The sequence below is a fragment of the Neisseria sp. genome, from assembly GCF_030530745.1.
In the GTDB taxonomy this organism is placed as follows: domain Bacteria; phylum Pseudomonadota; class Gammaproteobacteria; order Burkholderiales; family Neisseriaceae; genus Neisseria.
This window is the reverse complement of the sequence record NZ_JAUMUI010000003.1, coordinates 116785-142393: the sequence shown is the minus strand read 5'-3', so window position 1 is coordinate 142393 and position 25609 is coordinate 116785. Positions and strand designations below refer to the sequence as shown.

Here is a 25609-nt window from a genome sequence, read left to right as displayed (position 1 = left end):
AGGTTCGGGCTTAGGTTCGGGTTTCGGTAGGGGTTTTACAGGAGGACAGTAGGGGATATAGTCTTTGGGAATACAATAGATATCCCAAGCGCCTTTTTTTCCGGCTTTGCTGCTGCTTTTACCGCCGTGTTTCTGATAGCCGTAATAGCCGAAGTAGCTGCCGTAGCTGCCGCCTTGGTAATAGCTTTTAGCCGAAGGTGCGCAGTATGCGGCGCTGTAGCCTTTGTAGCTGTAAGAAGAATAGCCGTAGTTCATTGTTAACACTCCCTATAGGTTTGGTTAAAAAACACCCGCAGTACCGGGGCGGTTGCGGGTGCAATCGAACTTTTATTCTATTCTGTTTTAATAAGCTGAAGGCATATTTAAATCGAATGGTTGTTTTTGAAAACAAATGGCAATGTAATAACCTGTTTGAATATTATGCTGTTTGCTTTATGTGATTTTGTTCGGGTGTTTCAATCAGGCGGCGGTAACGGGTTCTTCCCGGCGCAGCAGGGTAAGCAGGCCGGTGATGCGCTGCTTCATCTCGCGGCGGTCGACGATTTGGTCGATCGCGCCTTTTTCAAGGAGAAATTCGGCACGCTGGAAACCTTCGGGCAGGGTTTCGCGTACGGTCTGCTCAATCACGCGGGGGCCGGCAAAACCGATGAGTGCGTTGGGTTCGGCTATTACGATATCGCCCAAAAAAGCGAAACTGGCAGATACGCCACCCATGGTCGGATCAGTGAGCACTGAAATAAACGGTAGGTTTTTTTCGGTAAGCAGATGCAGGGAAGCGCTGGTTTTGGTCATCTGCATCAGCGAATTGAGGCCTTCCTGCATACGCGCACCGCCGGATGCGGCAACACAGATGAAGCTGCAGCGGTCGGCTGCGGCACGGCGCACCCCCTGCACGAAGCGTTCGCCCACCACCGAACCCATCGAGCCGCCGATAAAGCGGAATTCAAACGCAGCTACTACGACGGGCAGGCCGTTCATGGTGCCTTTCATCACCACCAGTGCATCGTCTTCGCCGGTGGATTTGCGTGCGGCGGTAAGGCGGTCGGGGTATTTTTTGCTGTCTTTGAATTTTAATATGTCGACGGGTTTGACGCCGGCGCCGATTTCTTCGCGGCCGTTTTCATCTAAAAGGATGTTGAGGCGTTCGCGGGCGGAAAGGGCGTTGTGGTGGCCGCATTTGGGACATACTTGCAGGTTTTGCTGCAAATCGGTGGAATAAAGGGTGGCGGCGCATGAGGGGCACTTGTGCCACAAACCTTCGGGCACGTTGGATGCGTTTTTGTCTTCACGTTTGATTTTCGGAGGGAGGATTTTGTCTAACCAGCTCATGTTTGCTCCTTAGTTAGAAGATGCTTTCAGACGGCCTGTGCAACGGCGTCTTTTAGTTGTTTCACCAATGCGCCGACGGCCTGGGCTTCGCGGCCTGCGTTGTTTTCGATTTCTTGCACGATGCGGCTGCCGACGATAGCGGCATCGGCAACGGCGGCGATTTTGCGGGCGCTTTCGGCATTGCTGATGCCGAAACCCACGCCGATGGGCAGGGCGGTATATTTGCGTAAAAGCTCGATTTTACGCGAAACGGCTTCGGTATCCAACTGTGCGGAACCGGTTACGCCTTTGAGCGATACATAATATACGAAACCGCTGGCGAGTTTGCCGATGGCGGCCATACGTGCTTCGCCGGTGGTGGGGGCGACCAGGAAAATGCAGTCCAAGCCGTTTTGCCGCAGGGCGTCGTGCAGCGGGGCGATGGTTTCGACGGGCGAGTCTACGGTTAACACGCCGTCAACGCCTGCTTCGGCGGCGGCGCGGGCGAATTCGGCATAGCCCATTTTATGCACGGGGTTGAGATAGCCCATCAGCACTACGGGGGTGGTTTGGTTGGTTTGGCGGAATTCGTGCACCACGGCCAGCACGTCTTTCAACGAAACGCCTTGCGCTAAAGCCCGTTCGGCGGCACGCTGGATGGTGGGGCCGTCGGCCATCGGGTCGGAAAACGGCACGCCCAGTTCGATTAAATCGGCACCGTTGGCAGCCATGCTGTGCATGAGTGCGAGTGTGGTGCGGGTGTCGGGGTCGCCGACGGTGATATACGGAATCAGGGCTTTGTTACCGCCCAGCGCGTTGAAGGTCTGCCGGATTCTGCTCATGGTTCAAGGTGCGGCGGCCTGTGTTTCAGACGGCCTGAAGATAAGGAATAAGAAAATGGCAAGTATAACATTGCTTTGATTTTGCCTGAACGATAATTTACACAATCCGCACGCAGGCCGAAAGGCGGGAGGAGGGCGGATTGTGGTTTTGATATTTTTAATTTTTTCAGATGGTTAGGTTGGTATGGCTATTGCGCGCAGCTTTGCGTATAGGCCGTAAATTCGACCTGCTTGGCTTTGGCCTTGCCCGAATCGATGGCTTCGGCGGCGGCCTGAACGCCGCTTGCCAGCGAAGGGACAACATCGCCCGCATACAGGCAGGCGGCGGTGTTGAGCAGCACGATGTCGCGTGCGGCGCCGGGTTCGCCTGCTAAAACGCGGTTCATCAGGGCGAGCGATTCGGCGCTGTTGCCTACGCGTATGCCGTCGAGGTTGGGGTAGGTGGTTAAGCCGAACTGCTCGGGGGAAATATCGTATTCGCTGATGGTGCCGTTATGCAGCTCGGCCACGCGGGTGGGGCCGGTAACGGTAATTTCGTCGAGGCCGTCGCTGCCGTGTACCACCAAAACGTGCTGCGAGCCGAGCTGTTGCAGCACGCGCGAGAGTATGCCGCACAAGTCGGTGTGGAACACGCCGAGCAGTTGGTTCGGTGCGCCTGCGGGGTTGGTAAGGGGGCCTAAGATATTGAAAATGCTTCTGAAACCCAGCGAGCGGCGCACGGGGGCGACGTGGCGCATGGCGCTGTGGTGGTTGGGGGCGAACATAAAGCCGATGCCGATGCCGTCGATACTGCGGCCGACTTGTTCGGGCGTTAGCTCAAGATTAACACCCATTTGCTCGAGCACGTCGGCGGCGCCGCTGGATGACGATACCGAGCGGCCGCCGTGTTTGGCCACTTTTGCGCCTGCTGCTGCTGCTGCAAACATAGCGGTGGTAGAGATGTTGAACGTTTTGGCGCCGTCGCCGCCGGTGCCGACGATGTCGACCAAGTGTGTTTTGTCGATAACGGGCACGGGGGTGGCGAACTCGCGCATCACGGCGGCGGCGGCGCTGATTTCGGATACGGTTTCCACTTTGATGCGCAGGCCGGTCAGAATGGCGGCCAGCTGTTCGGGCGGCACTTGGCCGCTCATGATCTGGCGCATCAGGGCGGTCATTTCGTCGTAGAAAAGTTCGTTGTTGTCGATCAGGCGGGCAATGGCCTGTTGGGGGGTAATCATTGGTTTTCCTTGAAGGTCGGGTGTTTCAGACGGCCTGGAAACATTCACTTGCAGTTTGGGTTGGAATACTGCCGGTGCCGGCGGCTGCTGTTTTGAGGCGGCATGCTGTCCAAACGCAGGTAGGCAAACTCGCGGCACAGTTTGATGGTTGGGCGCAGGCCGAATAAAACCGAGCCGATTAAAAACAGCCATGTGCCTGCGTATGTGGTTCGGGCGCTGAAAAACAGGATACTGCCGATAACAAACAGCAGTGCCGCCGAAAAGTCGACTATCGTATAGGCCAGTTCGCTGTATGCGTAGATTTTTTTGTGCAGGGGGCTGCGGCTGCGGTTGTCGGGGTGGAATATCGGCATCGGTTTGATCCTTTACTTGTTGTACGGTTTCAGGCCACCTGAAAATATTGAAACTCTTTTAAGAAATTAGCCAGCATTTCATGGCCGTGCTCGGTGAGCAGGGCTTCGGGGTGGAACTGCACGCCTTCGACGGGCAGCGTTTTGTGGCGCACGCCCATGATTTCGCCGTCGTCGGTCCAGGCTGTGATTTCGAGGCAGCTTGGCAGAGTGGGGCGGTCGATAACGAGGCTGTGGTAGCGGGTGCAGGTTACGGGATCGGGCAGGTTGTGAAACATACCTTTGTTCAAATGATGCACGGGCGACACTTTGCCGTGCATCAGCGTTTTTGCGCGCACGACATTGCCGCCGAAGGCTTCGCCTATGGTTTGGTGCCCCAAACAGATGCCCATAACCGGCAGTTTGCCGGCGAAATGCTGCATGGCGGCTACGGAAATGCCTGCTTCTTTGGGCGAGCAGGGGCCGGGGCCGATAACCAGGTATTGCGGCTTGAGGGCGGCGATTTCTTCGAGTGTGATGTCGTCGTTGCGGCGCACTTCTACTTCTTGGCCGAGTTCGGCGAAATACTGCACGATGTTGTAGGTGAAGCTGTCGTAGTTGTCGATCATTAGAAGCATGATGTTTCAGCCTGTTATCGTTTTCAAAGGTGCCGTCTGAAACGGCGCGGCGTTTGATAAGCGGTTTTCAGACGGCCTTTCCGTTGCGTTTGCCGAAACAGATAAAGCCGATGATGCCGAGAATAATCATCGGCAGGCTCAGCCATTGCCCCATCGACAAACCCAGCGTTAAGAGGCCGAGATGCTCGTCGGGCTGGCGGGCGAATTCGGCGATAAAGCGGAACACGCCGTAGCCTGCCAAAAACACCATGGATACCTGCCCGACGGGGCGCGGCTTATTGGAAAACAGCCACACAATCACAAACAGGCAGATGCCTTCGAGTGCAAACTGGTAGAGCTGTGAAGGATGGCGCGGCAGCATGCCGTATTGCGCCAGCCAGGCCGCCCATTGCGGGTTGTGGGCGGCAGCTGCGGCATCTTCATAGGCGGCTTGCGGAAAGCCCATCGCCCAAAAGGCGTTGGCGTCGGTTACACGGCCCCACAACTCGCCGTTGATAAAGTTGCCGATGCGGCCGGAAGCCAGACCTAAAGGCACCAGAGGGGCAACGAAGTCGGCCGTACGCCAAAAGCCGGTTTTGTATTTGCGGCCGAAAAGCCACATGGCAATCAATACACCCAAAAAGCCGCCGTGGAACGACATGCCGCCTTCCCAAACTTTGATGATGTCGGCGGGGTGTTGGAGAAAGTGGGCGGGCTGGTAAAACAGCACATAGCCCAAACGGCCGCCGAGGATCACGCCGAGCACGCCCCAGGTGAGGAAGTTGTCGAGCATTTCTTTGGTAAACACTTGGCCGTCGCGGCCGATGCGGCGCCGGCCCAACCAGATAAACAGAACGAAACCGACAATGTAGCTGAGCGCATACCAGCGTATCGCCAACGGGCCGATGCTGATTAGTTCGGGGCTGAACTCCGGGTGTATTATCATAACGGAATACCTTATGCGGGTGCGTTTGCGGGCAGCCATTATAACAGAGGCCGTCTGAAACGCAGGAGGCAGATTGAAACGTGCGGGCTGGTGCTTTGACCGAGCGGTGTGTTTTCAAGCGGTTAACTTTGTCTAACCAATCTTGACGGATAGCGGCGCTTCGGGTTAAATGCCGCAGCATATTGGGCAGGTATTAACCGCCGTTTCAGACGGCCTTTTCAGAAAAATATTTGAGAGTTAAAGAGGTTTTTATGGGTGCGTTTAATCCGATGTATGTTACTTTCGGCATTTATCTGATTGTCGTGCTGCTGATAGGTTTGGCGGCATATTTTTCTACCCGCAGCTTCGACGACTATATTCTCGGCGGCCGCAGTTTGGGCAGTTTCGTTACCGCGATGTCGGCGGGCGCTTCCGATATGTCGGGTTGGCTGCTGATGGGGCTGCCCGGTGCGGTTTATGCTGTCGGACTGAGTGAAGCGTGGATTGCCGTCGGCCTGACCGTGGGTGCGTATTTCAACTGGCTTTTGGTGGCCGGCCGCCTGCGCGTACACACCGAATACAATAACAATGCACTTACGCTGCCCGATTATTTCTACAACCGTTTCGGTGCGGGCGGCAGGGCTATGAAGGTGATTTCTGCCGCCATTATTCTGTTTTTCTTCACAATTTATTGTGCTTCGGGCATCGTGGCGGGTGCCCGCCTGTTTGAAAGCCTGCTTGACGTTACCTATACCCAGGCCATGTGGCTGGGGGCGGGCGCAACCATCGCCTATACCTTTATCGGCGGCTTTCTGGCCGTGAGCTGGACAGACACCGTGCAGGCTACGTTGATGATTTTTGCCCTCATCATCACTCCCGTTATGGTGTATCTGGCTTTGGGCGGAGCCGGTGAAGTAGGTGCCGCCATCCAAAGTGCGGCCGCCGCAGCCGGTAAAGAATACGGCAGCCTGCTGGCCGGTACCACCCTGATGGGTATTGTTTCAACCGCCGCATGGGGCTTGGGCTATTTCGGCCAACCGCACATTCTGGCGCGCTTTATGGCCGCCGAAAACGTGAAGTCTCTGGTATCCGCGCGCCGTATCGGTATGGCTTGGATGGTTCTGTGCTTGGCGGGTGCATGTGCCGTGGGTTATTTCGGTATCGCTTATTTTGGTGCGCATCCTGAACAGGCCGGTGCCATGGCAGGCAATAACGAGCGCATTTTTATTGCGTTGACCGCGCTTTTGTTCAATCCGTGGATTGCCGGCGTGATTCTTTCCGCCATTCTCGCCGCCGTGATGTCTACCCTGTCGTGCCAGCTGCTGGTATGCTCGAGCGCGATTACCGAAGATTTCTATAAAGGCTTTTTACGCCCCAACGCGCCACAGCAGGAGCTGGTGTGGGTAGGCCGGATTATGGTGCTGGCCGTGGCCGTGATCGCCGTCATTATCGCAGCCGACCCCGAAAGCAAAGTGTTGGGCCTGGTGTCTTACGCTTGGGCAGGCTTCGGCGCCGCATTCGGCCCGGTGGTGATTTTGTCGGTGTTTTGGAAACGCATGACCGCCGCCGGCGCGCTGGCCGGCATGATTGCCGGTGCCGTTACCGTGGTGGCATGGAAGCCTTTGACCGGCAGCAGCCTCTATGAAATCGTGCCCGGATTTATTGCCTGCTTTACCGCCATTGTGGCGGTGTCGCTGACGGGCAGGGTTTCCAAAGAAGTAGAAAACAGGTTTGAAGAAGCTGACAAGGCCTATCGGGCTGTGAAATAGACGGGCCGTCTGAAGCGTTTAAATACCGCCGTTGCGTTAATTGTCAACAGACCCTAGGCGACGCTATAGGCTTTTTTTGCAGAGCCTGAACGGATGCCGCCTGTTACAGCAGGGGTTCGGGTAAAACGGGCAAGGCCGTCTGAAAAAAACATTTCAGACGGCCTGATGCTTTAGAAAAGCCGGACGGTTCGGCAGGGAAGGAGCGTTGTCAGATTTGTTCTACCGCCACGGCCAAACCCATGCCGCCGCCGACGCAGAGTGTGGCGACGCCTCTGGCTTTGCCGCTGCGCTGCATTTCGTGCAGCAGCGTTACCAGAATGCGGCAGCCTGATGCGCCGATGGGGTGGCCGAGGGCGATGGCTCCGCCGTTAACGTTGGTTTTGCCGGCAGGCAGGCCGAGTTCTTTGGCAACGCCCAAGGCTTGTGCGGCGAAGGCTTCGTTGGCTTCGAACAGGTCTACGTCGCCGACGTTCCAGCCGGCTTTTTCCAATGTTTTCTCCACTGCGCCTACCGGACCCAGCCCCATCACTTCGGGTTCTACGCCTGTGGTGGCGTAGGCACGGATAACGGCCAAGGGTTTCAGGCCGAGTTCTGCGGCTTTTTCGGCCGTCATCACCACTACGGCAGCGGCGCCGTCGTTAATGCCTGAGGCGTTGCCTGCGGTAACTGTGCCGTCTTTTTTAAAGGCCGGGCGCAGTGCCGCCAGTTTTTCGGCGGTGGTGCCGGCTTTGATGTATTCGTCTTGGCCGAATATCACAGGTTCGCCTTTTCTCTGGGGTACGGAAACGGGGGTGATTTCGTCTTTGAATTTACCTGCCTCCTGTGCTGCGGCGGCTTTCTGCTGTGATTGCAGGGCGAGGGTATCCTGTTCTTCGCGGCTGATGGCGAGGCGTTCGGCAATGTTCTCGGCGGTAATGCCCATATGGTATTTGTTGTAAACGTCGGTAAGGCCGTCTGAAACCATGCTGTCGGCCAATTCGCCGTTGCCCATTTTGATGCCGTTGCGCAAATGGACATAGTGCGGGCTTTGCGACATGGACTCCTGACCCCCCGCAATCACGATTTCGGCATCGCCGCAGGCGACGGCTTGTGCTGCCATCTGGACGGCTTTCAAACCCGAACCGCAAACTACGTTGACGGTGGTGGCGGGAATATGAACGGGCAGCCCCGCTAAAATGGCGGCCTGGCGTGCGGGGTTCTGGCCGACTCCGGCAGTCAGCACGTTGCCCATTATCACTTCGCTGATCTGTTCGGGTTTCAGGCCGGTCTGCTGCAGCAGGTCTTTAATGACTACCGCCCCCAGTTCGGGCGCGCGCAGGGTGGCGAGGCCGCCCAGGAAACTGCCTATGGGGGTGCGTTTGGCGGCAACAATCACGATATTGCGGCTCATAACAAATAACTCCTTATTTCGATGCGGTAAGGTTGATATATAAGGCCGTCTGAAACTGCAGAGCTGTTTTTCAGACGGCCTTTAACGGTTTACGGCAGGATTTTTACTCCGGTGGCGGCTTGGAGGCTTTCCAGTGTTACGCCGTCGGCAAGTTCAACCAGTTTCAAACCTTCGGGCACAACGTCCAGTACGGCCAAATCGGTGATGATGCGGTCGACCACTTTTTTGCCGGTCAGCGGCAGGTCGCATTGGGGCTTGATTTTAAATGCCCCGTTTTTGGCGGTATGCTCCATCAGCACGATAACGCGCTGTACGCCGGCAACCAAATCCATCGCGCCGCCCATGCCTTTGACCATTTTGCCCGGAATCATCCAGTTGGCCAGATCGCCCTGTTCGGAAACCTCCATGGCGCCGAGAATGGCAAGGTTGACCTTTCCGCCGCGTATCATGGCAAACGATTGCGAGCTGGAAAAATAGCTGGCACCGGTTTGTGCGGTAACGGTCTGTTTGCCGGCATTAATCAGGTCGGCATCGATTTCCGCTTCGGTTGGGAAGGCGCCGATGCCGAGCAGGCCGTTTTCAGACTGAAGCATCACGTTCACACCGTCGGGAATGTAGTTGGCCACCAGTGTAGGCAGGCCGATGCCGAGGTTTACATAAAAGCCGTCCTGCAGCTCTTTGGCGGCGCGCTGCGCCATTTGTTCGCGTGTCCAAGCCATGTTTATGCCTCCCTGATGGTGCGTTGTTCGATACGTTTTTCGGGATTTGCGTTAACCACGATGCGGTGTACGTAAATGCCGGGCAGATGGATATGGTCGGGATCGAGTGTGCCCGTTTCTACCAGTTCTTCTACTTCCACTATGGTCAGGCGGCCTGCCGTGGCCGCGTCGGGGTTGAAGTTGCGTGCGGTTTTGCGGAATACCAGGTTGCCGGATTTATCGGCCTTCCAAGCCTTCACCAAAGCAACATCGGCAGTGAGGGAGCGCTCCAGAACGTATTCTGCGCCGTCGAATTCGCGTACTTCCTTGCCTTCGGCTACCTGCGTGCCGACACCCGTGCGTGTAAAAAAGGCGGGAATGCCCGCGCCGCCGGCACGCAGTTTTTCGGCCAGCGTGCCCTGCGGGGTCAGCTCCACTTCCAGCTCACCCGACAAAAACTGACGTTCGAATTCTTTGTTTTCGCCCACGTAGGAAGCAATCATCTTTTTGATCTGGCGGGTTTCCAGCAGCAGGCCGAGCCCGAATCCGTCCACGCCTGCATTATTGCTGATGCAGGTCAGGTTTTTTACGCCGCTCTCGCGCAGTGCGGCAATCAGGGCTTCGGGAATGCCGCACAAGCCGAAACCGCCTACGGCGATGGTTTGGCCGTCGGCAACGGCATCCTTTAATGCCGTTGCGGCATCGGGATAAAGTTTGTTCATCATTAATGCTCCTTCTGAACACATCAGGTTGGAAAACGGCAGGGCGGGAATTCCGGCTGCCTCCAAAAGTCTGCCTCTCCCGTTATGCGGGCGGAAGGGTCAGGCTAAAAACAAAAATGCCAATATGATTAAAGCGCCCGAATAGAGCAGGGCGGTCAGGCAGTAACCCATGATGGCGCGGGCATCCAGCCCCACGATGCCCAAAAGCGGCAGGGCCCAAAACGGCTGGATCATATTGGTCCAAGCATCGCCCCACGCGACCGCCATGGCCGAAACGGCAGGATCGACACCCAAGGCGGCACCGGCAGGCAGCATCACAGGTCCCTGAACCGCCCACTGCCCTCCGCCGGAGGGCACGAATACATTGACCAGACCGGCGCTGAGAAAGGCGAGTACCGGAAAAGTGCGTTCGGAAGACACGGCGATAAAGGCATTGGTAATCATGGCGGCCAAGGACGTACCGCCTTCGGGTGCGCCCATGACCAGCCCCATGATACCGCCGTAAAAGGGAAACAGCAGGACAATGCCGGCAATGCCTTTGGCACTGTCTTCGACGGCGCGGCTGTAGCGTTCGGGCGTGCCGTGTGCCAGCAGGCCGGCAAACAGGAACAGGGCGATAACTACGTTTAAGGCCAGGCTGAACCCGTTCCGGCTAAAGTGTGCATATAGGTAGACTGCCCCGAAAGCGGCCAGAAACAGGGCAATCAGGCGGCTGTCGTCGAGCTTGTGCGCGAACGTATCGCGCGGCGGCATTTCGGGTGCTTTTTCTTGCAGTTTTTCAGGATCGGCAACTAAGGGATTTCTCGGCAGCATCAGCATATTCAGCAGAGGCAGGCCGAAAAGCAGGCCGAAAACGATGGTTAGGTTTAAGGGGGAAAACAGTGTTTCGGCAACGGGAACGGCTGCCTGAATCGTGCCGCCGGAAAGTTTGACCAAATCCGCACCTTCCGTGGCCAGTGCGAGGGGGATGGAGCCGGAAAGGCCGCCGTGCCAAATCAGAAAACCCGAATAGGCCGATGCTACCAGCAGCGGGTAATCCACGCCGCGAACCTGCCTTGCCAGGGCTTTGGCGAAAACGGCACCGATTATCAGGCCGAAACCCCAGTTCAGCCAGCAGCCGATCAATGCCGCAAGGGTAACGGCAGCAACAGCGGCACGGGGGGTTTTGATTTTGGCGGCCAGATTATCCAGCAGCCGGCCGACAGAAGGGGCTTTGGCCAAAACGTGGCCGGTTACCAGAATCAGGGCCATCTGCATGGAAAAACCCAAAAGCGACCACAAACCGTCGCTCCAAAAACCGGCCGCCTGAAGCAGGGTTTGTCCGGTTACGGTTAATACGGCGGCCGAAATCAAGGCTGTCAGGATGATGCAGAAAACGAACGGGGAAGGCAGATAATTTTTCATTATCCGCACATTCAACTCAACGAGAAAACGGAACATAATGTTTTTACCCATTTGTATCAGGATGTCCGGAACGGGATCAGGCCGTATCCGGGGAAACAGGGTTTCGCGCGGCAGGTAATCTGTTTTCAGACGGCCTGCCGGTGCGCTTATTTCATGCCCCAGCCGTGTCCGGCAAGAAAAGACTGGCCGGTAAAGACGTTGGTCGGGAATGCGGCCAAAAAGAGGGCCAGTTGTGCAATATCATCGGTGGTGGTGAATTCGCCGTCGACGGTGTTGCCCAGCATGACTTTCTTAACCACTTCTTCCTCGCTGATGCCTTTTTCCCGGGCCTGTTCGGGAATCTGTTTCTCTACCAAAGGAGTTTTTACGAAGCCCGGACAGATGACGTGGGCGCGGACGTTGTGTGCCGCTCCTTCTTTCGCCAACACGCGGCACAAGCCCAGCAGGCCGTGTTTGGCGGTTACGTAGGGAGCTTTGAGCGCAGATGCTTCGTGGGAGTGCACGGAGCCCATATAGATAACCGTTCCGCCGTTGCCGCCGTACATGTGCTTCAAGGCCGCCTGTGTGGTTAGGAACGCGCCGTCGAGGTGGATGGCAAGCATTTTTTTCCAGTCGGCGAAAGAGAGTTTGTCGATCGGATCAATAATCTGCACACCGGCGTTGGAAACCAGAATGTCGATGCTGCCGAAAGCGGCGGCCAGTTTGTCGGTGCCGGCCTGTACGGCGGCTTCGTCGGATACGTCCATGGCGACGGCAAGGGCTTTGCCTCCTGCTGCTGTGATTTCGGAGGCGGTTGTTTCGGCGGCAGTCAGATTCAAATCGGCCACGCCGACATTGGCGCCCGCCTTGGCAAACTGTACGGCGATTTCTTTGCCGATGCCGCTGGCGGCGCCGGTAACCAATGCGGTTTTTCCGTTCAAATCATATCGGATGGAAGACATGGCTTACTCCTAAAATTTCATGGTCGGTGATGGGGTTAGAAAGATCCGAAAAGGGTGCCCAAGGTGATTACCGTTATCGTGGCGACGGCGGGAATGGCGATGGTAACGGCGGCAATGTCCATATAAGACTGTTTGTGGTTAAGGTGGCATATCGAAAGCAGGGTAATCACGGCGCCGCAGTGGGGGAGGGTGTCGAAACCGCCCGCCGCCATCACGGCCACGCGGTGCAGCAGTTCCGGAGAAATGCCCGCTGCCTGAGCCATGGCGAGATAGTCGGCCCCTAAAGTCTGCAGTGCAATGCTGAGGCCGCCTGAAGAAGAGCCGGTGATACCTGCCAGTGCGGTCATGGCTACTGCTTCGGAAATCACGGGGTTGCCGGGCGCAATGCCCAACACACTGTCGCGGATGACGGCGAAGCCTGCCAGCGATGCGATTACTGCACCGTAGCCCACTTCGGAGGCGGTGTTGAAAATCGGCAGCATGGAGCCGTATACACCTTTATTCACTGTACCTTGCAGGTGTTTCCAATGACGCAGGTTCAAAACGATCAATACCGAGCAGGCGGTCAGAAGGGCGATGATAATCGACCACAAACCCTGCTGGGCAGATACTTTCAAATCAGGAAAACGCTCGGATAAAAATGTGAAATTCACGTTGGGGAAAACAAAATACGTTAAAACGGCATTGACAGCGATAACCAAAACCAGCGGCAGGAGGGCAATCAAGAAAGGCATATCCGATTTTTCGGGTTCTTTGTCTTCCAGCGCATCGTCGGAATAGGTGCCGTATCCTTCACCTTTTTTCGCTGCTTTTGCCGCACGGCTGTGCAGCCACCACCAGCCGAGCAGGAACATGACGGCACCACCGATAATGCCCAAGCCGGGTGCGGCGAATGCATTGGTGCCGTAATAAGGGATGGGAATGGCGTTTTGGATGGCGGGCGTGCCGGGCAGCGCGGTCATGGTAAAGGTGAACGATCCCAGTGCGATAGAGGCGGGAACCAAACGCTTGGGAATGCCGGCCTGACGGAACAGCACTTTGGAAATCGGATAGATGGCGAAAGCGACCACAAACAGGGAAACCCCGCCGTATGTCAGCAGGCCGCACACCAGGATTACTACCAAGATGGCGTGCTTTGCGCCCAGCCGCTTCATGATTCCGTTGGAAATGGAAGTGGCTGCGCCGGAATCGGCCATCAGTTGGCCAAAGAGCGCGCCTAACAGGAATACAGGGAAAAATTTCAACAGATAATTGCCAAGCGCGCTCATAAAGGTTTCGGTGTAGGCAGGCATCAGAAAGCCGCCGTCGCCCGAAAGCAGAACCGCCAAGGCTGCCATCAGCGGGGCAAGCAGCAGCACTGTCAGACCTCTGTAGGCGAAAAACATCAGCAATATCAATGAAATAATGATTGCAAAGGTACCCATGGCTTTTCGATCTCCGTCGATGGTTGAGAATTGGCGGCAACCGGGCAGTTCCGAACTGCTCCGCAAGGAGTAGGCAAGGCGGCCGCCAATACTGCCGCAAGTGTTCGCGGCATAATGATTTTGTGTTTTCCGTGTTGTACATGCACCGGCAACAGCCGGGACTAATGCTGTCGGCGCCGATACGCGCCATCCGGCAGTTTGTTCTGTTTCGGGGCAGATATAAGCTGTTTTTTCAAAAACACAAAATTAAATTCGTTAAAATTTTATCTTTTCTTTGTTTTGTGTGTCAAATTTGGTAAACACTTTGATTCGGCATTTCAGGGGAAAAGGTTTGATGGGTTTCTTGAGGCAGAGAGAATTGCGTGGCAGTAACCTGCATTGAAACTGTGGATTTATCGGCTTTTCAGTTTTTGCCGGCGTCTTGAAGCGGAACAGAATGCCGGGTTGGCGTTAAGGATTATTTTATGAGGGTGTTTGCAAATATCAATAATGTGCCGTGCAGGAGAAAAGGGAATGCTTGCAGGAATCCGTTATTAAAAACCGGCAGTGTCTGAAAAATATTTTCAGACGGCATTATTTTTAAGTGAAGTATATTCCGTTAATTTTTATACATCTGAATTCATGGTGCAGTTGCCGTGTATGCAGGATTAATGCCTTGCCTGCAATATAGTGGCTTAAATTTAAAACAGTACAGCGTTGGTAGGGCTTGCAAGTTTTTCGCAGGTGATTGCGGCGGCTTGGTATAAATCCCATAAATCCATTTGACACCGTTTGCCGAACTCCCTAAAATCCCAACCCGACAAACACCTTGTCATTCTTTACTGCCGTATCGGCAACCGGATTTCTGAATATCTTTAGAATTCAGACGGCATACCGGCCGCCTGATTTTTCGTTCTTGCCAATCTACTTAACACACTATATCCATAAAATTTATGCACGTTTCCGAACTACAAACCCGACACATTTCCCAATTGGTGGAAATGGCCGAGCAGCACGGCATTGAAAATGCCAACCGTTTCCGCAAACAAGATCTCGTTTTTGCCATCGTGCGCCAAATGATGAAGCAGGGTGAATCGTTTACCTGCTCGGGCACGCTCGAAATCCTGCCGGACGGTTTCGGTTTTCTGCGCAGTGCCGACACTTCTTATTTGGCAGGCCCTGACGATATTTACGTTTCCCCCACGCAGATCCGCCGCTTCAACCTGCACACCGGCGACACCATCGAAGGCAGCGTGCGCGTGCCGAAAGACAACGAGCGTTATTTTGCCTTGGTGAGGCTGGACAAAATCAACGGCGACAATCCTGAAGTATGCAAGCATAAAATCCTGTTTGAAAACCTCACCCCGCTTTTCCCCACCAAACAGTTCAAACTCGAGCGCGACATCAAGGCCGAAGAAAACATCACCGGCCGCGCCATTGATTTGGTTTCGCCCATCGGTTTCGGCCAGCGCGCGCTCTTGGTGGCGCCGCCGAAAACCGGTAAAACCGTGATGCTGCAAAATATCGCCCATGCCGTTACCGCCAATTATCCCGATGTGGAACTGATTGTTTTGCTGATTGACGAGCGCCCCGAAGAGGTTACCGAAATGTCGCGCAGCGTGCGCGGCGAAGTGGTGGCTTCCACTTTCGACGAGCCGGCCCAGCGCCATGTGCAGGTGGCCGAAATGGTGATTGAAAAAGCCAAGCGCATGGTCGAGCACAAAAAAGACGTGGTGATCCTGCTCGATTCCATCACCCGCCTGGCACGTGCCTACAATACCGTGGTGCCGGCCTCGGGCAAAATTCTCACCGGCGGCGTGGACGCCAACGCGCTGCACCGCCCCAAACGCTTTTTCGGTGCGGCGCGCAATGTGGAAGAGGGCGGTTCGCTCACCATCATCGCCACCGCGCTGGTGGACACCGGCAGCCGCATGGACGACGTGATTTTTGAAGAATTCAAAGGCACGGGCAATATGGAGCTCAACCTCGACCGCCGCATCGCCGAAAAACGCGTGTTCCCCGCCATCAGCATCAATAGGTCGGGAACCCGCCGCGAAGAGCTGCTGGTACCCAACGACCAGCTCCAGCGTATGTGGCTGCTGCGTAAGTTCCTGCATCCGATGGACGAAATCGAGGCCATTGAGTTTTTGGTGGGCAAGCTTAAAGATTCCAAAGACAACAACGAGTTTTTCGAACTGATGCGCGGTAAATGACATACAGGCCGTCTGAAAGCTTTCAGACGGCCTGCTGACAATAAAGGCTGACAACAAAGGCTGAATGGCTTATGCAGAAAATGAACTGGCAGCAACTGCTCTCTACCCGGCGCTTCCGCCTGAAAGACGGGGAAGTGGTGCCTACGGTAACGCCGTCTACCCAAGAGGGGGCCGATGCACTGCGTACCGATTTCCATATCGATTACGACCGTGTGGTGTTTTCGGGCGCATTCCGCCGTTTGGGGCGCAAAACGCAGGTGCATCCGTTTGCCGAACACGACCACACCCACAACCGCCTCACCCACAGCGTGGAAGTAGCAAGCGTGGGCCGCAGCTTGGGCAACCGCGTCGGCGTGATGTTGCAGGCCGGCGGTTTTCTGCCGCAGGGCAACACCCCGGGCGACATCGGCGCGGTGGTGCAGGTGGCGTGTCTGGCGCACGATTTGGGCAATCCGCCGTTCGGCCACACCGGCGAAGACGCGCTGCGCGACTGGTTCCGCAACCCCGTCCACGGGCGTTATCTCGACACCTTGAGCGAACCCGAACGCAACGATGTGCAAACTTATGAAGGCAACGCCCACAGCCTGCGCATTCTGGCGAGTTTGGAAATGTACCGCGGCAAAGGCGGTATGCGGCTGACGGCGGCCACCATAGGCGCGCTGCTGAAATACCCGTGGACCACGCTCGACCCCAACGGCCGCAAAAAATTCAATATCTACCAAACCGAGCTGCCGTTTATCCGCCGCGTGGCCGACGAATTGGGATTAATCGGGCAGGGCGGCGACCGCTGGGCGCGCCATCCGCTGTCTTACCTGATGGAAGCCGCCGACGACATCTGCTACGCCTTGCTCGATTTGGAAGACGCCGTCGAAATCGGCCTGCTCGGCGATGCCGAAGTGGAAAGCATTTTGGCCGAACTCACCTTCACCGAAACCGCCGGCGCATGGCAGGCGCAAAGCAGCCTGCAACGCTGCGCCATGCTGCGCGGCATGGCCATCGGGCGGGCGATTGAAGACGTGGCGCAAACCTTTATGACGCACCAGCAGGATTTGCTGTCCAACCATTTCAAAGGCAGGGATTTGCTCGCCCTGTGCAGCCCCGAAGTGCAGAATACGCTCGAAAAAGCCAAAGAGCTGGCGCGCACACGCATTTTCCGCCACCAAAGCAAACTGATGACCGAAATCGCCGCCTTCCCCTGCTTGGGCTCGATTCTCGACCTGCTGGTTCCCGCCGCCCATGCGCTGATTACACAGGGGCAGGTTAACACCCGCCAGTCGCTCGCGTTGGAACTGCTGAAAAACAGCGAACCCGTTACCCGCAGCGACAGCCTGTATGAAGCCTATATGAAGATTCTCGATTTCGTCGGCGGCATGACCGATAACGCCGCTGCCAAAATGGCGCGGGAAGTGTCGGGCATAGGCATGGTGTAGCGTGTTTTCAGACGGCCTTAGTTAATCAGCTTGATATAAAGTACACGCGTCATACCCGGGCTTGGCCCAGGTATCTTTTTGAGACCTTTGCAAGTTGTTTAGGTACCTTAAAACACTTGCGTCATGCTCGGGCTTGACCCGAGCATCTTTTTGTTTTAGAAGAAAAAGAGATACCCGGGTCAAGCCCGGGTATGACGGAATCGTTGCTAAGTAAGTAGTCTGACTATATTCAGGCCAATACGCCCAAAATCACACTGCCGGCTTTGAATATCGCGGTTGCTTTTTGGCCGGGGCGCAGATCGAGCTGCTCGGTGCTCTGCATGGTGATGCCCGCCGTTATCAGCGTGCCGCCGCCGACATCAAGCGTTATCACCGAGTTCACCGCACCGCGTTCGATATCGCTGATAATGCCGTTTAACTGGTTGCGGGCGGAAAGTTTGATGTGATCCAAATCGGTGGCGATAACGATGTGGGTGGATTTAATCAAGGCGACCACGGGGCTGCCTGCCGCCAGATTCAGGTTGTCGCAGCTGCTGCGGGTGATGGCGGCCACCAGTTCCTGCCCGCCGGGCAGGGCGATGGTTACTTCGCTGTTTACTGTGTCTTGCCTGATGGCTTTAACGGTGCCGGCGAATTGGTTTCTTGCGCTGGTTTTCATCGATGGGTTCCTTTTTCAGACGGCCTTGGCCGTTTGAAACGCATTTTAGGGCAGCCTGTCGGTTTTTGTAAGGCATGTTGTATGTAGTCTGTTGAAACAGATTGTGTATAAAAACTTTTTTCAGACGGCCTGTTGCAGGTTAGCGGTTTAAAACTATGGATTATTCCCGAGATTAATGGTATTTTTGCCTTAACTTTGCCGCAGCAGCTGCGGTAGGGTGCAATGAGAAAAATATTTCAGGAGAACCCGATATGGCATACAGCTATACCCGCGCCGCCGGTTTGCAGGTGGACGATCGTCTTTATCAATTTATCGAAAACGAAGTATTGGCCAAGCATCCGAAAGTCGAATCGGCTGAATTTTGGAAGGGCTTTACCGGTTTGGTGCAGAAATTCGCCCCGAAAAACCGCGCCTTGCTGCAAAAGCGCGATGAAATTCAGGCACAAATCGACGCTTGGCACAGGCAGAATCCCGGTGCGGTGAAAGACGAAGCCGCGTATCAGGCATTTTTGAAAGAGCTGGGTTATCTGGTTGAGGCGCCCGCAGAATTCAAAATCGCCACCGCCAATGTCGACCGCGAGCTTTCCGAACAGGCCGGGCCGCAGCTGGTGGTGCCGATTAACAACGCCCGCTACGCACTCAATGCCGCCAACGCCCGCTGGGGCAGCCTTTACGACGCGCTTTACGGCACCGACGCCATCGATCAGAGCGGCGGTTTGGCGCCCGGTAAAGGCTACAACCCCAAACGCGGCGACGCCGTGATTGCGTTTGCCCGCGAATTTCTCGACAACAGCATTCCGTTGGCGAAAGGCAGCCATAAAGACGTTGCGGCCTACACCGTTTCGGAAGGCCGTCTGAAAGCCAAACTGAACGACGGCAGCGAGAGCGGCCAGGCTTCGCCCGAACTCTTCGCAGGCTACAACGGCAGCGCCGATGCGCCTTCCTCGCTGCTGTTTCTGCACAACGGCCTGCACATCGACATCCTCATCGACAAAAACAGCCCCATCGGCAGCCAAGACCCCGCCGGCGTGAAAGACATCGTGCTCGAAGCGGCCCTGAGCACCATCATGGACTGCGAAGACTCGGTGGCCGCGGTTGACGGCGAAGACAAAGCGCTGGTGTACGCCAACTGGCTCGGCCTGATGACCGGTACGCTCACCGAAGAAGTGGAAAAAGGCGGCAAAACTTTCACCCGCAGCCTCAATGCCGACCGCGCCTACACCAAGCCCGACGGCAGCGGCGGCTTCAAACTGCCCGGCCGCTCGCTTTTGTTTATCCGCAACGTCGGCCATCTGATGACCACTCCCGCCGTGCTCGATGAAGCGGGCAACGAAATTCCCGAAGGCATACTCGACGGCGTGATGACCGCCCTGATAGCCCTCTTCGACCTGAACCGCAGCGAAAACAAAAACAGCCGCGCAGGCTCGGTGTATATTGTGAAGCCGAAAATGCACGGCCCCGAAGAAGTGGCGTTTGCCGACGAATTGTTCGCCGCCTTTGAAGATTTGGCCAAACTGCCGCGCAACACCCTCAAAATGGGCATTATGGACGAAGAGCGCCGCACTTCCGCCAACCTTGCCGCCTGCATTCGGGCCGCCAAAGAGCGCGTGGTGTTCATCAACACGGGCTTCCTCGACCGCACCGGCGACGAAATGCATACCTCCATGCAGGGCGGCGCATTTATCCGCAAAGGCGATATGAAGTCGAGCAAATGGATTAACGCCTACGAATTGAGCAATGTGCAAACCGGCCTGCAATGCGGCCTGCCGGGCAAAGCGCAAATCGGCAAAGGCATGTGGGCGATGCCCGATTTGATGGCCGAAATGCTCAAACAGAAAATCGGCCACCCCAAATCCGGCGCCACCACCGCCTGGGTGCCGTCGCCCACCGCCGCCACCCTGCACGCCCTGCATTACCATCAGGTGAACGTGTTCGACGTGCAGAAAACGCTGCTCGCGCAACCGCCGCAAAACTATACCGGCGATTTGCTCACCATTCCGTTTTCAGACGGCCGGATGTGGTCTGACGACGAAATCAGGCAGGAACTCGACAACAACTGCCAAGGCATACTCGGTTATGTGGTGCGCTGGGTGGAGCAGGGAGTGGGCTGCTCGAAAGTGCCCGACATCCACAACGTAGGCTTAATGGAAGACCGCGCCACCCTGCGCATTTCCAGCCAGCACATCGCCAACTGGCTGCTGCACGGCGTGGTGGGTGAAGCGCAGGTGCGTGAAACGCTGGAGCGCATGGCCGGCGTGGTGGACAGGCAAAACGAAGGCGACCCCGCCTACACACCGATGACCGGACGTTTCGATACCTCGCCCGCTTTCCTCGCCGCCTGTGATTTGATATTTAAGGGCACGGAGCAGCCCAACGGCTATACCGAACCGCTGCTGCACCACTGGCGGCGCGTGGCCAAGGCGCAATAGTTTTAAAACGGTAGTTTTAAACGGAATTAAAGGCCGTCTGAAAATATTTCGGACGGCCTTGATGATTTCTAACTAACGGATTGAACCAGCGGAGGTTTTACCCGTTCAACACGGCGGCAAACGCATCGGCCACATAGCCAACATTGCCTTCGTTCAGCCCCGCCACGCACATGCGGCCGGAGGAAACCAGATAAACCGCAAATTCGCTTTGCAGGCGCTGCACTTGTTCGGGGGAAAGGCCGGTGTAGCTGAACATGCCGCGCTGGGTGATGAAATAGTCGAAATTTCTGCCCGGCACTTTTTCAGAGAGCACTTCATACAATTTCTGCCGCATGGCGCGGATGCGGTCGCGCATGGCGTAAACCTCGCTTTCCCATTGCGCGAACAGTTCGGGCGTGTTCATCACGTCTGCCGCGATATAGCCGCCATGTGCGGGCGGGCTGGAATAGATGCGGCGCACGGTAAACTTAAGCTGGCCGAACACCAAGGCGGCTTCTTTTTCGCTGGGGCATACCACGCTCAGGCCGCCGGCGCGTTCGCCGTAGAGCGACAAGTTTTTAGAGAAAGAATTGCTGACGAATAGCAGCAGCCCCATCATAACGGCTTTGCGGATGGCGTAGGCGTCGCTGTCAAAGTTTTCGCCGAAACCTTGGTAGGCGATGTCCATAAACGGAATCAGCTTGCGGGTTTGCACGATTTCGAGCACCGCATCCCATTGTGCGGGCGTTAGATCCACGCCGGTGGGGTTGTGGCAGCAGGGGTGCAGCACCAGCACGCTGTGTTCGGGCAGGCTTAAGAAAAAGGCCAGCATTTCCTCGAATTTCACGCCGCCCGTTTCGGAGTCGTAGTAAGGATAAGTGCCGACTTCAAAACCCGCGCCCTCGAAAATGCCTTTGTGGTTGTCCCAAGTGGGATCGCTCACATAGGCTTTGGCTTTGGGAAACCAGCGGTGCAGAAAATCAGCGCCCACTTTGAGTGCGCCCGAACCGCCGAGGGTTTGGATGGTAGCGATGCGGTTTTCTTTCAATGCCGTGCAGTCGGCACCGAACAGCAGTTTCTGTACCGCACGGCGGTAGCTGTCCAAGCCCTCCATCGGCAGATAGGGGCGCGGCTGCGCGGCGGCGGCACGTTTCGTTTCGGCAGCCCGCACGGAGTCCAGCAGCGGCAGTTTGCCGTTTTCATCGAAATAAATGCCGATACCGAGATTTACTTTGTGGCCGCGCGGGTCGTTGTTATAGGTTTCGACCAGGCTCAAAATTGGATCGCCGGGGTAGAAGTCGATGTGTCGGAACATGGTTTTTCCTTTGCAGAGTGAACGGCAAAGATTTTGGCACAAGAGGCAGGGGTTTACAATTGCCAAGCCCGTTACAGTATGGCTGGGGAATACGGCTGCCGAATCAAGGGACGTTATCCTGCACGGCAAAATGCCGGGCTGTTGGCCAAATCTGCCCGCTGCCGCCGGGCTTAAAAACAATAAGGCCGTCTGAAAAATATGTTTTCAGACGGCCAAACCTTGTTCTGGCAGGGGTAATCAAACTTTAGGCACGTTTGCGGAATTCGCCGGTGCGGGTGTCGATTTCCACTTTGTCGCCGTTTTCAACGTAGGCCATCACTTGGATTTCGGTGCCGCCGACCAAACGGGCGGTTTTCATAACTTTGCCCGAAGTGTCGCCTTTAACGGCCGGTTCGGTGTATTCCACCTCGCGCACGATGATGGTGGGCAGCTCTACGGAAATCGGGTTGCCTTCGTAGAAAGTTACTTCGCACACGTCTTCCATGCCGTCGACGATGAATTTCAGGGCGTCGCCGATGTTTTCGGCTTCAATTTCGTATTGGTTGAATTCTTCGTCCATGAAAACATACATGGGGTCGGCGAAGTAGCTGTAGGTGCAGTTTTTGCGCGCCAAAACGACAACGTCGAATTTGTCGTCGGCTTTGTAGATGGTTTCGGTGGCGGCGCCGGTGAGCAGGTTTTTCAGCTTCATGCTCACTTTGGCGGAAGAGCGGCCGCCTTTGATGTATTCGGTTTTTTGCACCACCATCGGGTCGTTGCCGACCATAAATACGTTGCCTGCGCGCAGTTCTTGTGCGGTTTTCATAGTGTTTCCAATCGGTATTCAGTGAAAATAAAACGCGTTATTTTAGCGGTGCCGGTTGAATTTGGCTAGTTTTTCTATGGCTGTGGGTTGTGAAAACAGGTGTTTTTGCCAGTCTGCCGCGCTTTTTTGCCAGTTTGTGGCGCATCTTTGCAGCGTTTGCCAGGCGGCCAGGCGTTGCGTGGGGGAGAGGGCGGCTGCACCGTTGAGTTCGTCTGACAACTGCCGGTGGGCGGTGCGGACGTCCTCAGGGTAATACGCATAGGCCCTGTCCCAAAATGCGTGCAGTTTTTCGATATGCACGGCTTCTTCCTGCGGGTAGATGTGCCAGAAAAAGGGCTTGGCAGCAAACTGGGCGCGCACGAAGCTGTCTTCGCCGCGCACAATCAGGCCGTCGGCAAGGTGCAGCAGGCGGTCGAAATCGTGTTGCGGCACGAAAGGGATGCGGATTAGGGTTACGCAGGCCGTCTGAAACGTGTCGCCCGTCTGTTGCAGGGCATGGTGCGGAACGGCTGCGGCGGCTTTCAGGCTGTCGGTGATTTGCCTGCCGGCCAGCAGGAGGGTAACGGGTTCGCCGTTTTGCCGCCACATATCCAGCCATTGGGCCCAAACGGGGCTTTCGTAGCCGAACAGCAGCCATTCGGGGGCGGTTTTTTCGGACAGCATCAGGCGGGTACGCCATTGGGCCGTGTTGAAGCGGCTGCGCTCGGCGTAATCCCGCTCGCACAGCAGGCCGCCGCTTTTTTCGGTAAAGCCCATAAACCAGAAATATTTTTGCAGGCCGTTTGCCTGCGGCGAGGGAAGGGCGTGCAGGCGTTCGTTGCCGGCCTCGGCGCTCAGGTATTCCCAATTCAGCCACAGCGGCCGGGCTGCGGCTATTGCCGCCGTTACGTTGGGCGGCAGGTTGCAGGCGAAGGTTTCGATAACGGTGTCGGGCGGCGGGGCGGATTCCAAGCCTTCTGCACCGTTGGGGTTCCACAGGCGGATATGGATATTTTGGTGCGTACAGGGCGGGGCGGGCAAATCGGGGCAGAGTGCGCGCAGGGCTCCGGTATCGTCAATCCATAAGTGCACCAGCCAGCCAAGCTCGTTGCGGAGCATTTGTGCAAGCCGCCACGACACGCCGATGTCGCCGAAATTGTCGATAACGGTGCAGAAAATCCAGCAAACGGGTGCGGATTCGGTTTTCGGGGGCAGGCAGGTTTGGCGTTCGGAAAGCATGATGGGTTTTGATAAATCTTTGCGTGGCGCGAGATTATCGCTTCGGGGTGTTTTGTCAAGAAAATATTTTCTTTATCCACATCAATAGTTACGGCATTGACAAGTATGCGGAATAAGGGGCTTGACAACTGTTTGAAGTGGTTATTTATTTGATATATAAATGTTTTTTATTTGGGCTTAATTTTTGTGCAACAATATGCAAAGCTTGATTTTGCGGGGAAAACGCGGGGATTTCACAAACTTTCCACACAGTTATCCACAGCTTTTGTGAGTAAGCTTTAAGGGCTTGATTGGGATTGGGTTTATATTTTTGTCATATATAAACAGGCCGTCTGAAAACGGAAACCGCGTTTTGTTTTCAGACGGCCTATGCTGCGTTTGATTTAACGGTATTTACTTCACTTTGCGGAGATAGTTCAGCAACAGCGGTACGGGGCGGCCGGTGGCGCCTTTGTCTTTGCCCGATTTCCACGCGGTGCCGGCGATATCGAGGTGTGCCCACGGGTAGCTTTCGGTGAAATACGACAAAAACGTGCCTGCGGTAATCGTGCCTGCACCGGGGCTGCCGATGTTGGGCAGGTCGGCGAAGTTCGATTTGAGCTGCTCTTTATAGGTGTCGAACAGCGGCAGCTGCCAGGCTTGGTCGCCGCTTTCGCGCGAGGCGGCCAGCAGGTTGTCTACCAGCTCCTGATTGTTGCCCATCAGGCCGCTGACATCATGGCCGAGGGCGACGATGCAGGCGCCGGTGAGGGTGGCGACGTCAATCACGGCTTTGGGTTTGAACTGTTCGGCATAGGTGAGCGCGTCGCACAGAATCAGGCGGCCTTCGGCATCGGTGTTGAGCACTTCGATGGAGAGGCCCTTCATGCTTTTGACGATGTCGCCGGGCTTGTTGGCACCTCCGGAAGGCATGTTTTCGCAGGTGGGCACGATGGCGATCAGGTTGACCGGCAGCTTGAGTTTGACGGCGGCGCAAAATGTGCCGATAACGCCGGCGGCACCGCACATATCGTATTTCATTTCGTCCATATTCAGGCCGGGTTTGAGCGAAATGCCGCCGCTGTCGAAAGTGATGCCTTTGCCGACCAATACCACAGGGGCGGCTTCTTTGTTTTCGGCACCGAAATAGGAAAGTTCGATTAAATAGGGTTTCTGCTTGCTGCCTTTGGCAACAGACCAAAACGATCCCATGTGTTTTTTGATGTAGTCTTTGCCGAGGATTTTGGCGGTAACGCCGAGTTTTTTGGCTTGCTTTTTGGCGGTTTCGGCCAAGAATCCGGGTGTGCATTCGTTGGGCGCGGCGTTGCCCAGGTCTTTGCATAGTGCCATGCCGTATAATTGGGCGTCGGCCAAGGTTAAGGCCGTCTGAACGGCTTGGCTGTTTTGCCCGCTGAAAAATTCCGCCCGGGCAAGTTTGGCCGGGCCGGCTTCTTTTTTGTAGCGGTCGAAACGGTAAACGGCGTTGCCGAACGCCAGCGCGAACACTTCGGCAACCAAAGCGGCGGCTTCTTGATTAAACGGCGCGAGGCAGACGTTTACCAGCTCCTGCTTTTGCGCCCACACGGCGGCTTCGGCGGCGGCTTTGGCCACGGTTTCGCGCTTGGTGTCTTGCAGGCGCACAACGGCCACGGCTTTCAGGGCGCCGTTTTCAGAGATTTTGGTTTCGGCGAAGGCTTGGTCTTCTTCTAACGAACCGCAGAGCAGGGCGGCGGTTTCGTTATCGCTGTTTTCGCTGCACGGGCAGGCTTTTTCGCAAATATAAAGCAGGGCGCCTGCGGTGTCCGGCTGCAATTTTTCGGCTTTTGTGCTAAATTTCACGCTGATTCTCCTAGATGAGCGGTTATCCCTAAAGAATTTTTTCAGACGGCCTTGCTTAATTTACAGGCCGTCTGAAACATATCGGTTTGATTGTACTCTATCATCGGTCTGCCCGAAACCTTGGGGAAACCCCGTGGCGGAAAACTTATTGCCGCCGTTGTTTGCATCCGGTTTTC

The 25609-nt window shown here is 55.9% G+C and carries 21 protein-coding genes and 1 pseudogene; 4 read left to right on the top strand and 18 right to left on the bottom strand.

Annotated features, from left to right (window positions below; translation table 11 throughout):
- The 7 genes and pseudogenes from Q3970_RS02420 to lgt all read right to left on the bottom strand — a co-directional run.
- Positions 1-255: pseudogene (locus Q3970_RS02420) on the bottom strand (hypothetical protein); the annotation flags it as partial.
- A 204-nt stretch (positions 256-459) separates the two neighbouring features.
- Positions 460-1329 carry an acetyl-CoA carboxylase, carboxyltransferase subunit beta gene (accD, locus tag Q3970_RS02415; RefSeq protein ID WP_303099010.1) on the bottom strand — a complete coding sequence of 290 codons (870 nt, stop codon included), beginning with the start codon at positions 1327-1329 and terminating at the stop codon, positions 460-462.
- Between the two features lie 26 nt (positions 1330-1355).
- Positions 1356-2150, bottom strand: coding sequence for a tryptophan synthase subunit alpha (gene trpA / locus Q3970_RS02410; RefSeq protein ID WP_303099009.1), 795 nt, complete (start codon positions 2148-2150; stop codon positions 1356-1358).
- A 188-nt stretch (positions 2151-2338) separates the two neighbouring features.
- Positions 2339-3370 (bottom strand): anthranilate phosphoribosyltransferase, encoded by a 1032-nt coding sequence (gene trpD / locus Q3970_RS02405; protein WP_303099008.1) that lies wholly within the window; start codon positions 3368-3370, stop codon positions 2339-2341.
- 44 nt (positions 3371-3414) lie between these two features.
- Positions 3415-3723 (bottom strand): YrhK family protein, encoded by a 309-nt coding sequence (locus Q3970_RS02400; protein WP_303099007.1) that lies wholly within the window; start codon positions 3721-3723, stop codon positions 3415-3417.
- A gap of 29 nt (positions 3724-3752) precedes the next feature.
- Positions 3753-4337, bottom strand: a complete 585-nt coding sequence (locus Q3970_RS02395; protein ID WP_303099006.1) for an aminodeoxychorismate/anthranilate synthase component II — start codon at positions 4335-4337, stop codon at positions 3753-3755.
- 67 nt (positions 4338-4404) lie between these two features.
- Positions 4405-5262, bottom strand: coding sequence for a prolipoprotein diacylglyceryl transferase (lgt, locus tag Q3970_RS02390; protein ID WP_303099005.1), 858 nt, complete (start codon positions 5260-5262; stop codon positions 4405-4407).
- 251 nt (positions 5263-5513) lie between these two features.
- Here lgt and putP point away from each other — a divergent pair, with 251 nt between their 5' ends.
- Entirely contained in the window at positions 5514-7010 is a 1497-nt protein-coding gene (putP, locus tag Q3970_RS02385) for a sodium/proline symporter PutP (RefSeq protein WP_303099004.1), read from the top strand.
- 208 nt (positions 7011-7218) lie between these two features.
- Here putP and Q3970_RS02380 read toward each other — a convergent pair whose 3' ends face one another.
- From Q3970_RS02380 to Q3970_RS02355, 6 genes are all read right to left on the bottom strand, one after another.
- Positions 7219-8400: an acetyl-CoA C-acetyltransferase gene (locus Q3970_RS02380; protein ID WP_303099003.1), complete on the bottom strand. Its 1182-nt coding sequence runs from the start codon at positions 8398-8400 to the stop codon at positions 7219-7221.
- A gap of 89 nt (positions 8401-8489) precedes the next feature.
- Positions 8490-9119, bottom strand: coding sequence for a CoA transferase subunit B (locus Q3970_RS02375; RefSeq protein WP_303099002.1), 630 nt, complete (start codon positions 9117-9119; stop codon positions 8490-8492).
- Positions 9120-9121: 2 nt separating this feature from the next.
- Complete coding sequence (locus Q3970_RS02370) at positions 9122-9823, bottom strand: CoA transferase subunit A (protein ID WP_368494365.1); 702 nt, start codon at positions 9821-9823, stop codon at positions 9122-9124.
- A gap of 96 nt (positions 9824-9919) precedes the next feature.
- Entirely contained in the window at positions 9920-11275 is a 1356-nt protein-coding gene (locus Q3970_RS02365) for a short-chain fatty acid transporter (protein ID WP_303099001.1), read from the bottom strand.
- Between the two features lie 95 nt (positions 11276-11370).
- Positions 11371-12165, bottom strand: coding sequence for a 3-hydroxybutyrate dehydrogenase (locus Q3970_RS02360; protein WP_303099000.1), 795 nt, complete (start codon positions 12163-12165; stop codon positions 11371-11373).
- 35 nt (positions 12166-12200) lie between these two features.
- Positions 12201-13589 carry a GntP family permease gene (locus tag Q3970_RS02355; protein WP_303098999.1) on the bottom strand — a complete coding sequence of 463 codons (1389 nt, stop codon included), beginning with the start codon at positions 13587-13589 and terminating at the stop codon, positions 12201-12203.
- A gap of 932 nt (positions 13590-14521) precedes the next feature.
- Between Q3970_RS02355 and rho the strand changes: the two genes are divergently transcribed.
- Both rho and Q3970_RS02345 read left to right on the top strand, forming a co-directional pair.
- Positions 14522-15781 (top strand): transcription termination factor Rho, encoded by a 1260-nt coding sequence (gene rho / locus Q3970_RS02350; RefSeq protein WP_303098998.1) that lies wholly within the window; start codon positions 14522-14524, stop codon positions 15779-15781.
- 80 nt (positions 15782-15861) lie between these two features.
- Complete coding sequence (locus Q3970_RS02345; protein ID WP_303099015.1) at positions 15862-17211, top strand: deoxyguanosinetriphosphate triphosphohydrolase; 1350 nt, start codon at positions 15862-15864, stop codon at positions 17209-17211.
- A 229-nt stretch (positions 17212-17440) separates the two neighbouring features.
- Here the strand turns inward: Q3970_RS02345 and Q3970_RS02340 are convergent, their stop codons facing one another.
- Positions 17441-17869 carry a molybdopterin-binding protein gene (locus Q3970_RS02340; protein ID WP_303098997.1) on the bottom strand — a complete coding sequence of 143 codons (429 nt, stop codon included), beginning with the start codon at positions 17867-17869 and terminating at the stop codon, positions 17441-17443.
- Between the two features lie 251 nt (positions 17870-18120).
- Here Q3970_RS02340 and Q3970_RS02335 point away from each other — a divergent pair, with 251 nt between their 5' ends.
- On the top strand, positions 18121-20298 hold the full coding sequence (locus Q3970_RS02335; protein ID WP_303098996.1) for a malate synthase G: 2178 nt from the start codon (positions 18121-18123) through the stop codon (positions 20296-20298).
- A 97-nt stretch (positions 20299-20395) separates the two neighbouring features.
- On the opposite strand, the gene Q3970_RS02330 is transcribed toward Q3970_RS02335, so the two are convergent.
- From Q3970_RS02330 to Q3970_RS02315, 4 genes are all read right to left on the bottom strand, one after another.
- Entirely contained in the window at positions 20396-21592 is a 1197-nt protein-coding gene (locus Q3970_RS02330) for an amino acid aminotransferase (RefSeq protein WP_303098995.1), read from the bottom strand.
- Positions 21593-21836: 244 nt separating this feature from the next.
- Positions 21837-22397 (bottom strand): elongation factor P, encoded by a 561-nt coding sequence (efp, locus tag Q3970_RS02325; RefSeq protein ID WP_303098994.1) that lies wholly within the window; start codon positions 22395-22397, stop codon positions 21837-21839.
- Between the two features lie 42 nt (positions 22398-22439).
- Positions 22440-23615 carry an elongation factor P maturation arginine rhamnosyltransferase EarP gene (gene earP / locus Q3970_RS02320; RefSeq protein ID WP_303098993.1) on the bottom strand — a complete coding sequence of 392 codons (1176 nt, stop codon included), beginning with the start codon at positions 23613-23615 and terminating at the stop codon, positions 22440-22442.
- Positions 23616-24008: 393 nt separating this feature from the next.
- The gene (locus tag Q3970_RS02315; protein WP_303098992.1) at positions 24009-25433 is read right to left on the bottom strand and encodes a leucyl aminopeptidase; all 1425 of its coding nucleotides are present in this window, start codon (positions 25431-25433) and stop codon (positions 24009-24011) included.
- Positions 25434-25609 lie beyond the last annotated feature (176 nt).

Excerpts from the sequence above, each read along its gene's own strand:
- accD (WP_303099010.1), bottom strand. The coding sequence starts at position 1,329 with ATGAGCTGGTTAGACAAAATCCTCCCTCCGAAAATCAAACGTGAAGAC.
- trpA (WP_303099009.1), bottom strand. The coding sequence starts at position 2,150 with ATGAGCAGAATCCGGCAGACCTTCAACGCGCTGGGCGGTAACAAAGCC.
- trpD (WP_303099008.1), bottom strand. The coding sequence starts at position 3,370 with ATGATTACCCCCCAACAGGCCATTGCCCGCCTGATCGACAACAACGAA.
- Q3970_RS02400 (WP_303099007.1), bottom strand. The coding sequence starts at position 3,723 with ATGCCGATATTCCACCCCGACAACCGCAGCCGCAGCCCCCTGCACAAA.
- Q3970_RS02395 (WP_303099006.1), bottom strand. The coding sequence starts at position 4,337 with ATGCTTCTAATGATCGACAACTACGACAGCTTCACCTACAACATCGTG.
- lgt (WP_303099005.1), bottom strand. The coding sequence starts at position 5,262 with ATGATAATACACCCGGAGTTCAGCCCCGAACTAATCAGCATCGGCCCG.
- putP (WP_303099004.1), top strand. The coding sequence starts at position 5,514 with ATGGGTGCGTTTAATCCGATGTATGTTACTTTCGGCATTTATCTGATT.
- Q3970_RS02380 (WP_303099003.1), bottom strand. The coding sequence starts at position 8,400 with ATGAGCCGCAATATCGTGATTGTTGCCGCCAAACGCACCCCCATAGGC.
- Q3970_RS02375 (WP_303099002.1), bottom strand. The coding sequence starts at position 9,119 with ATGGCTTGGACACGCGAACAAATGGCGCAGCGCGCCGCCAAAGAGCTG.
- Q3970_RS02370 (WP_368494365.1), bottom strand. The coding sequence starts at position 9,823 with ATGATGAACAAACTTTATCCCGATGCCGCAACGGCATTAAAGGATGCC.
- Q3970_RS02365 (WP_303099001.1), bottom strand. The coding sequence starts at position 11,275 with ATGGGTAAAAACATTATGTTCCGTTTTCTCGTTGAGTTGAATGTGCGG.
- Q3970_RS02360 (WP_303099000.1), bottom strand. The coding sequence starts at position 12,165 with ATGTCTTCCATCCGATATGATTTGAACGGAAAAACCGCATTGGTTACC.
- Q3970_RS02355 (WP_303098999.1), bottom strand. The coding sequence starts at position 13,589 with ATGGGTACCTTTGCAATCATTATTTCATTGATATTGCTGATGTTTTTC.
- rho (WP_303098998.1), top strand. The coding sequence starts at position 14,522 with ATGCACGTTTCCGAACTACAAACCCGACACATTTCCCAATTGGTGGAA.
- Q3970_RS02345 (WP_303099015.1), top strand. The coding sequence starts at position 15,862 with ATGAACTGGCAGCAACTGCTCTCTACCCGGCGCTTCCGCCTGAAAGAC.
- Q3970_RS02340 (WP_303098997.1), bottom strand. The coding sequence starts at position 17,869 with ATGAAAACCAGCGCAAGAAACCAATTCGCCGGCACCGTTAAAGCCATC.
- Q3970_RS02335 (WP_303098996.1), top strand. The coding sequence starts at position 18,121 with ATGGCATACAGCTATACCCGCGCCGCCGGTTTGCAGGTGGACGATCGT.
- Q3970_RS02330 (WP_303098995.1), bottom strand. The coding sequence starts at position 21,592 with ATGTTCCGACACATCGACTTCTACCCCGGCGATCCAATTTTGAGCCTG.
- efp (WP_303098994.1), bottom strand. The coding sequence starts at position 22,397 with ATGAAAACCGCACAAGAACTGCGCGCAGGCAACGTATTTATGGTCGGC.
- earP (WP_303098993.1), bottom strand. The coding sequence starts at position 23,615 with ATGCTTTCCGAACGCCAAACCTGCCTGCCCCCGAAAACCGAATCCGCA.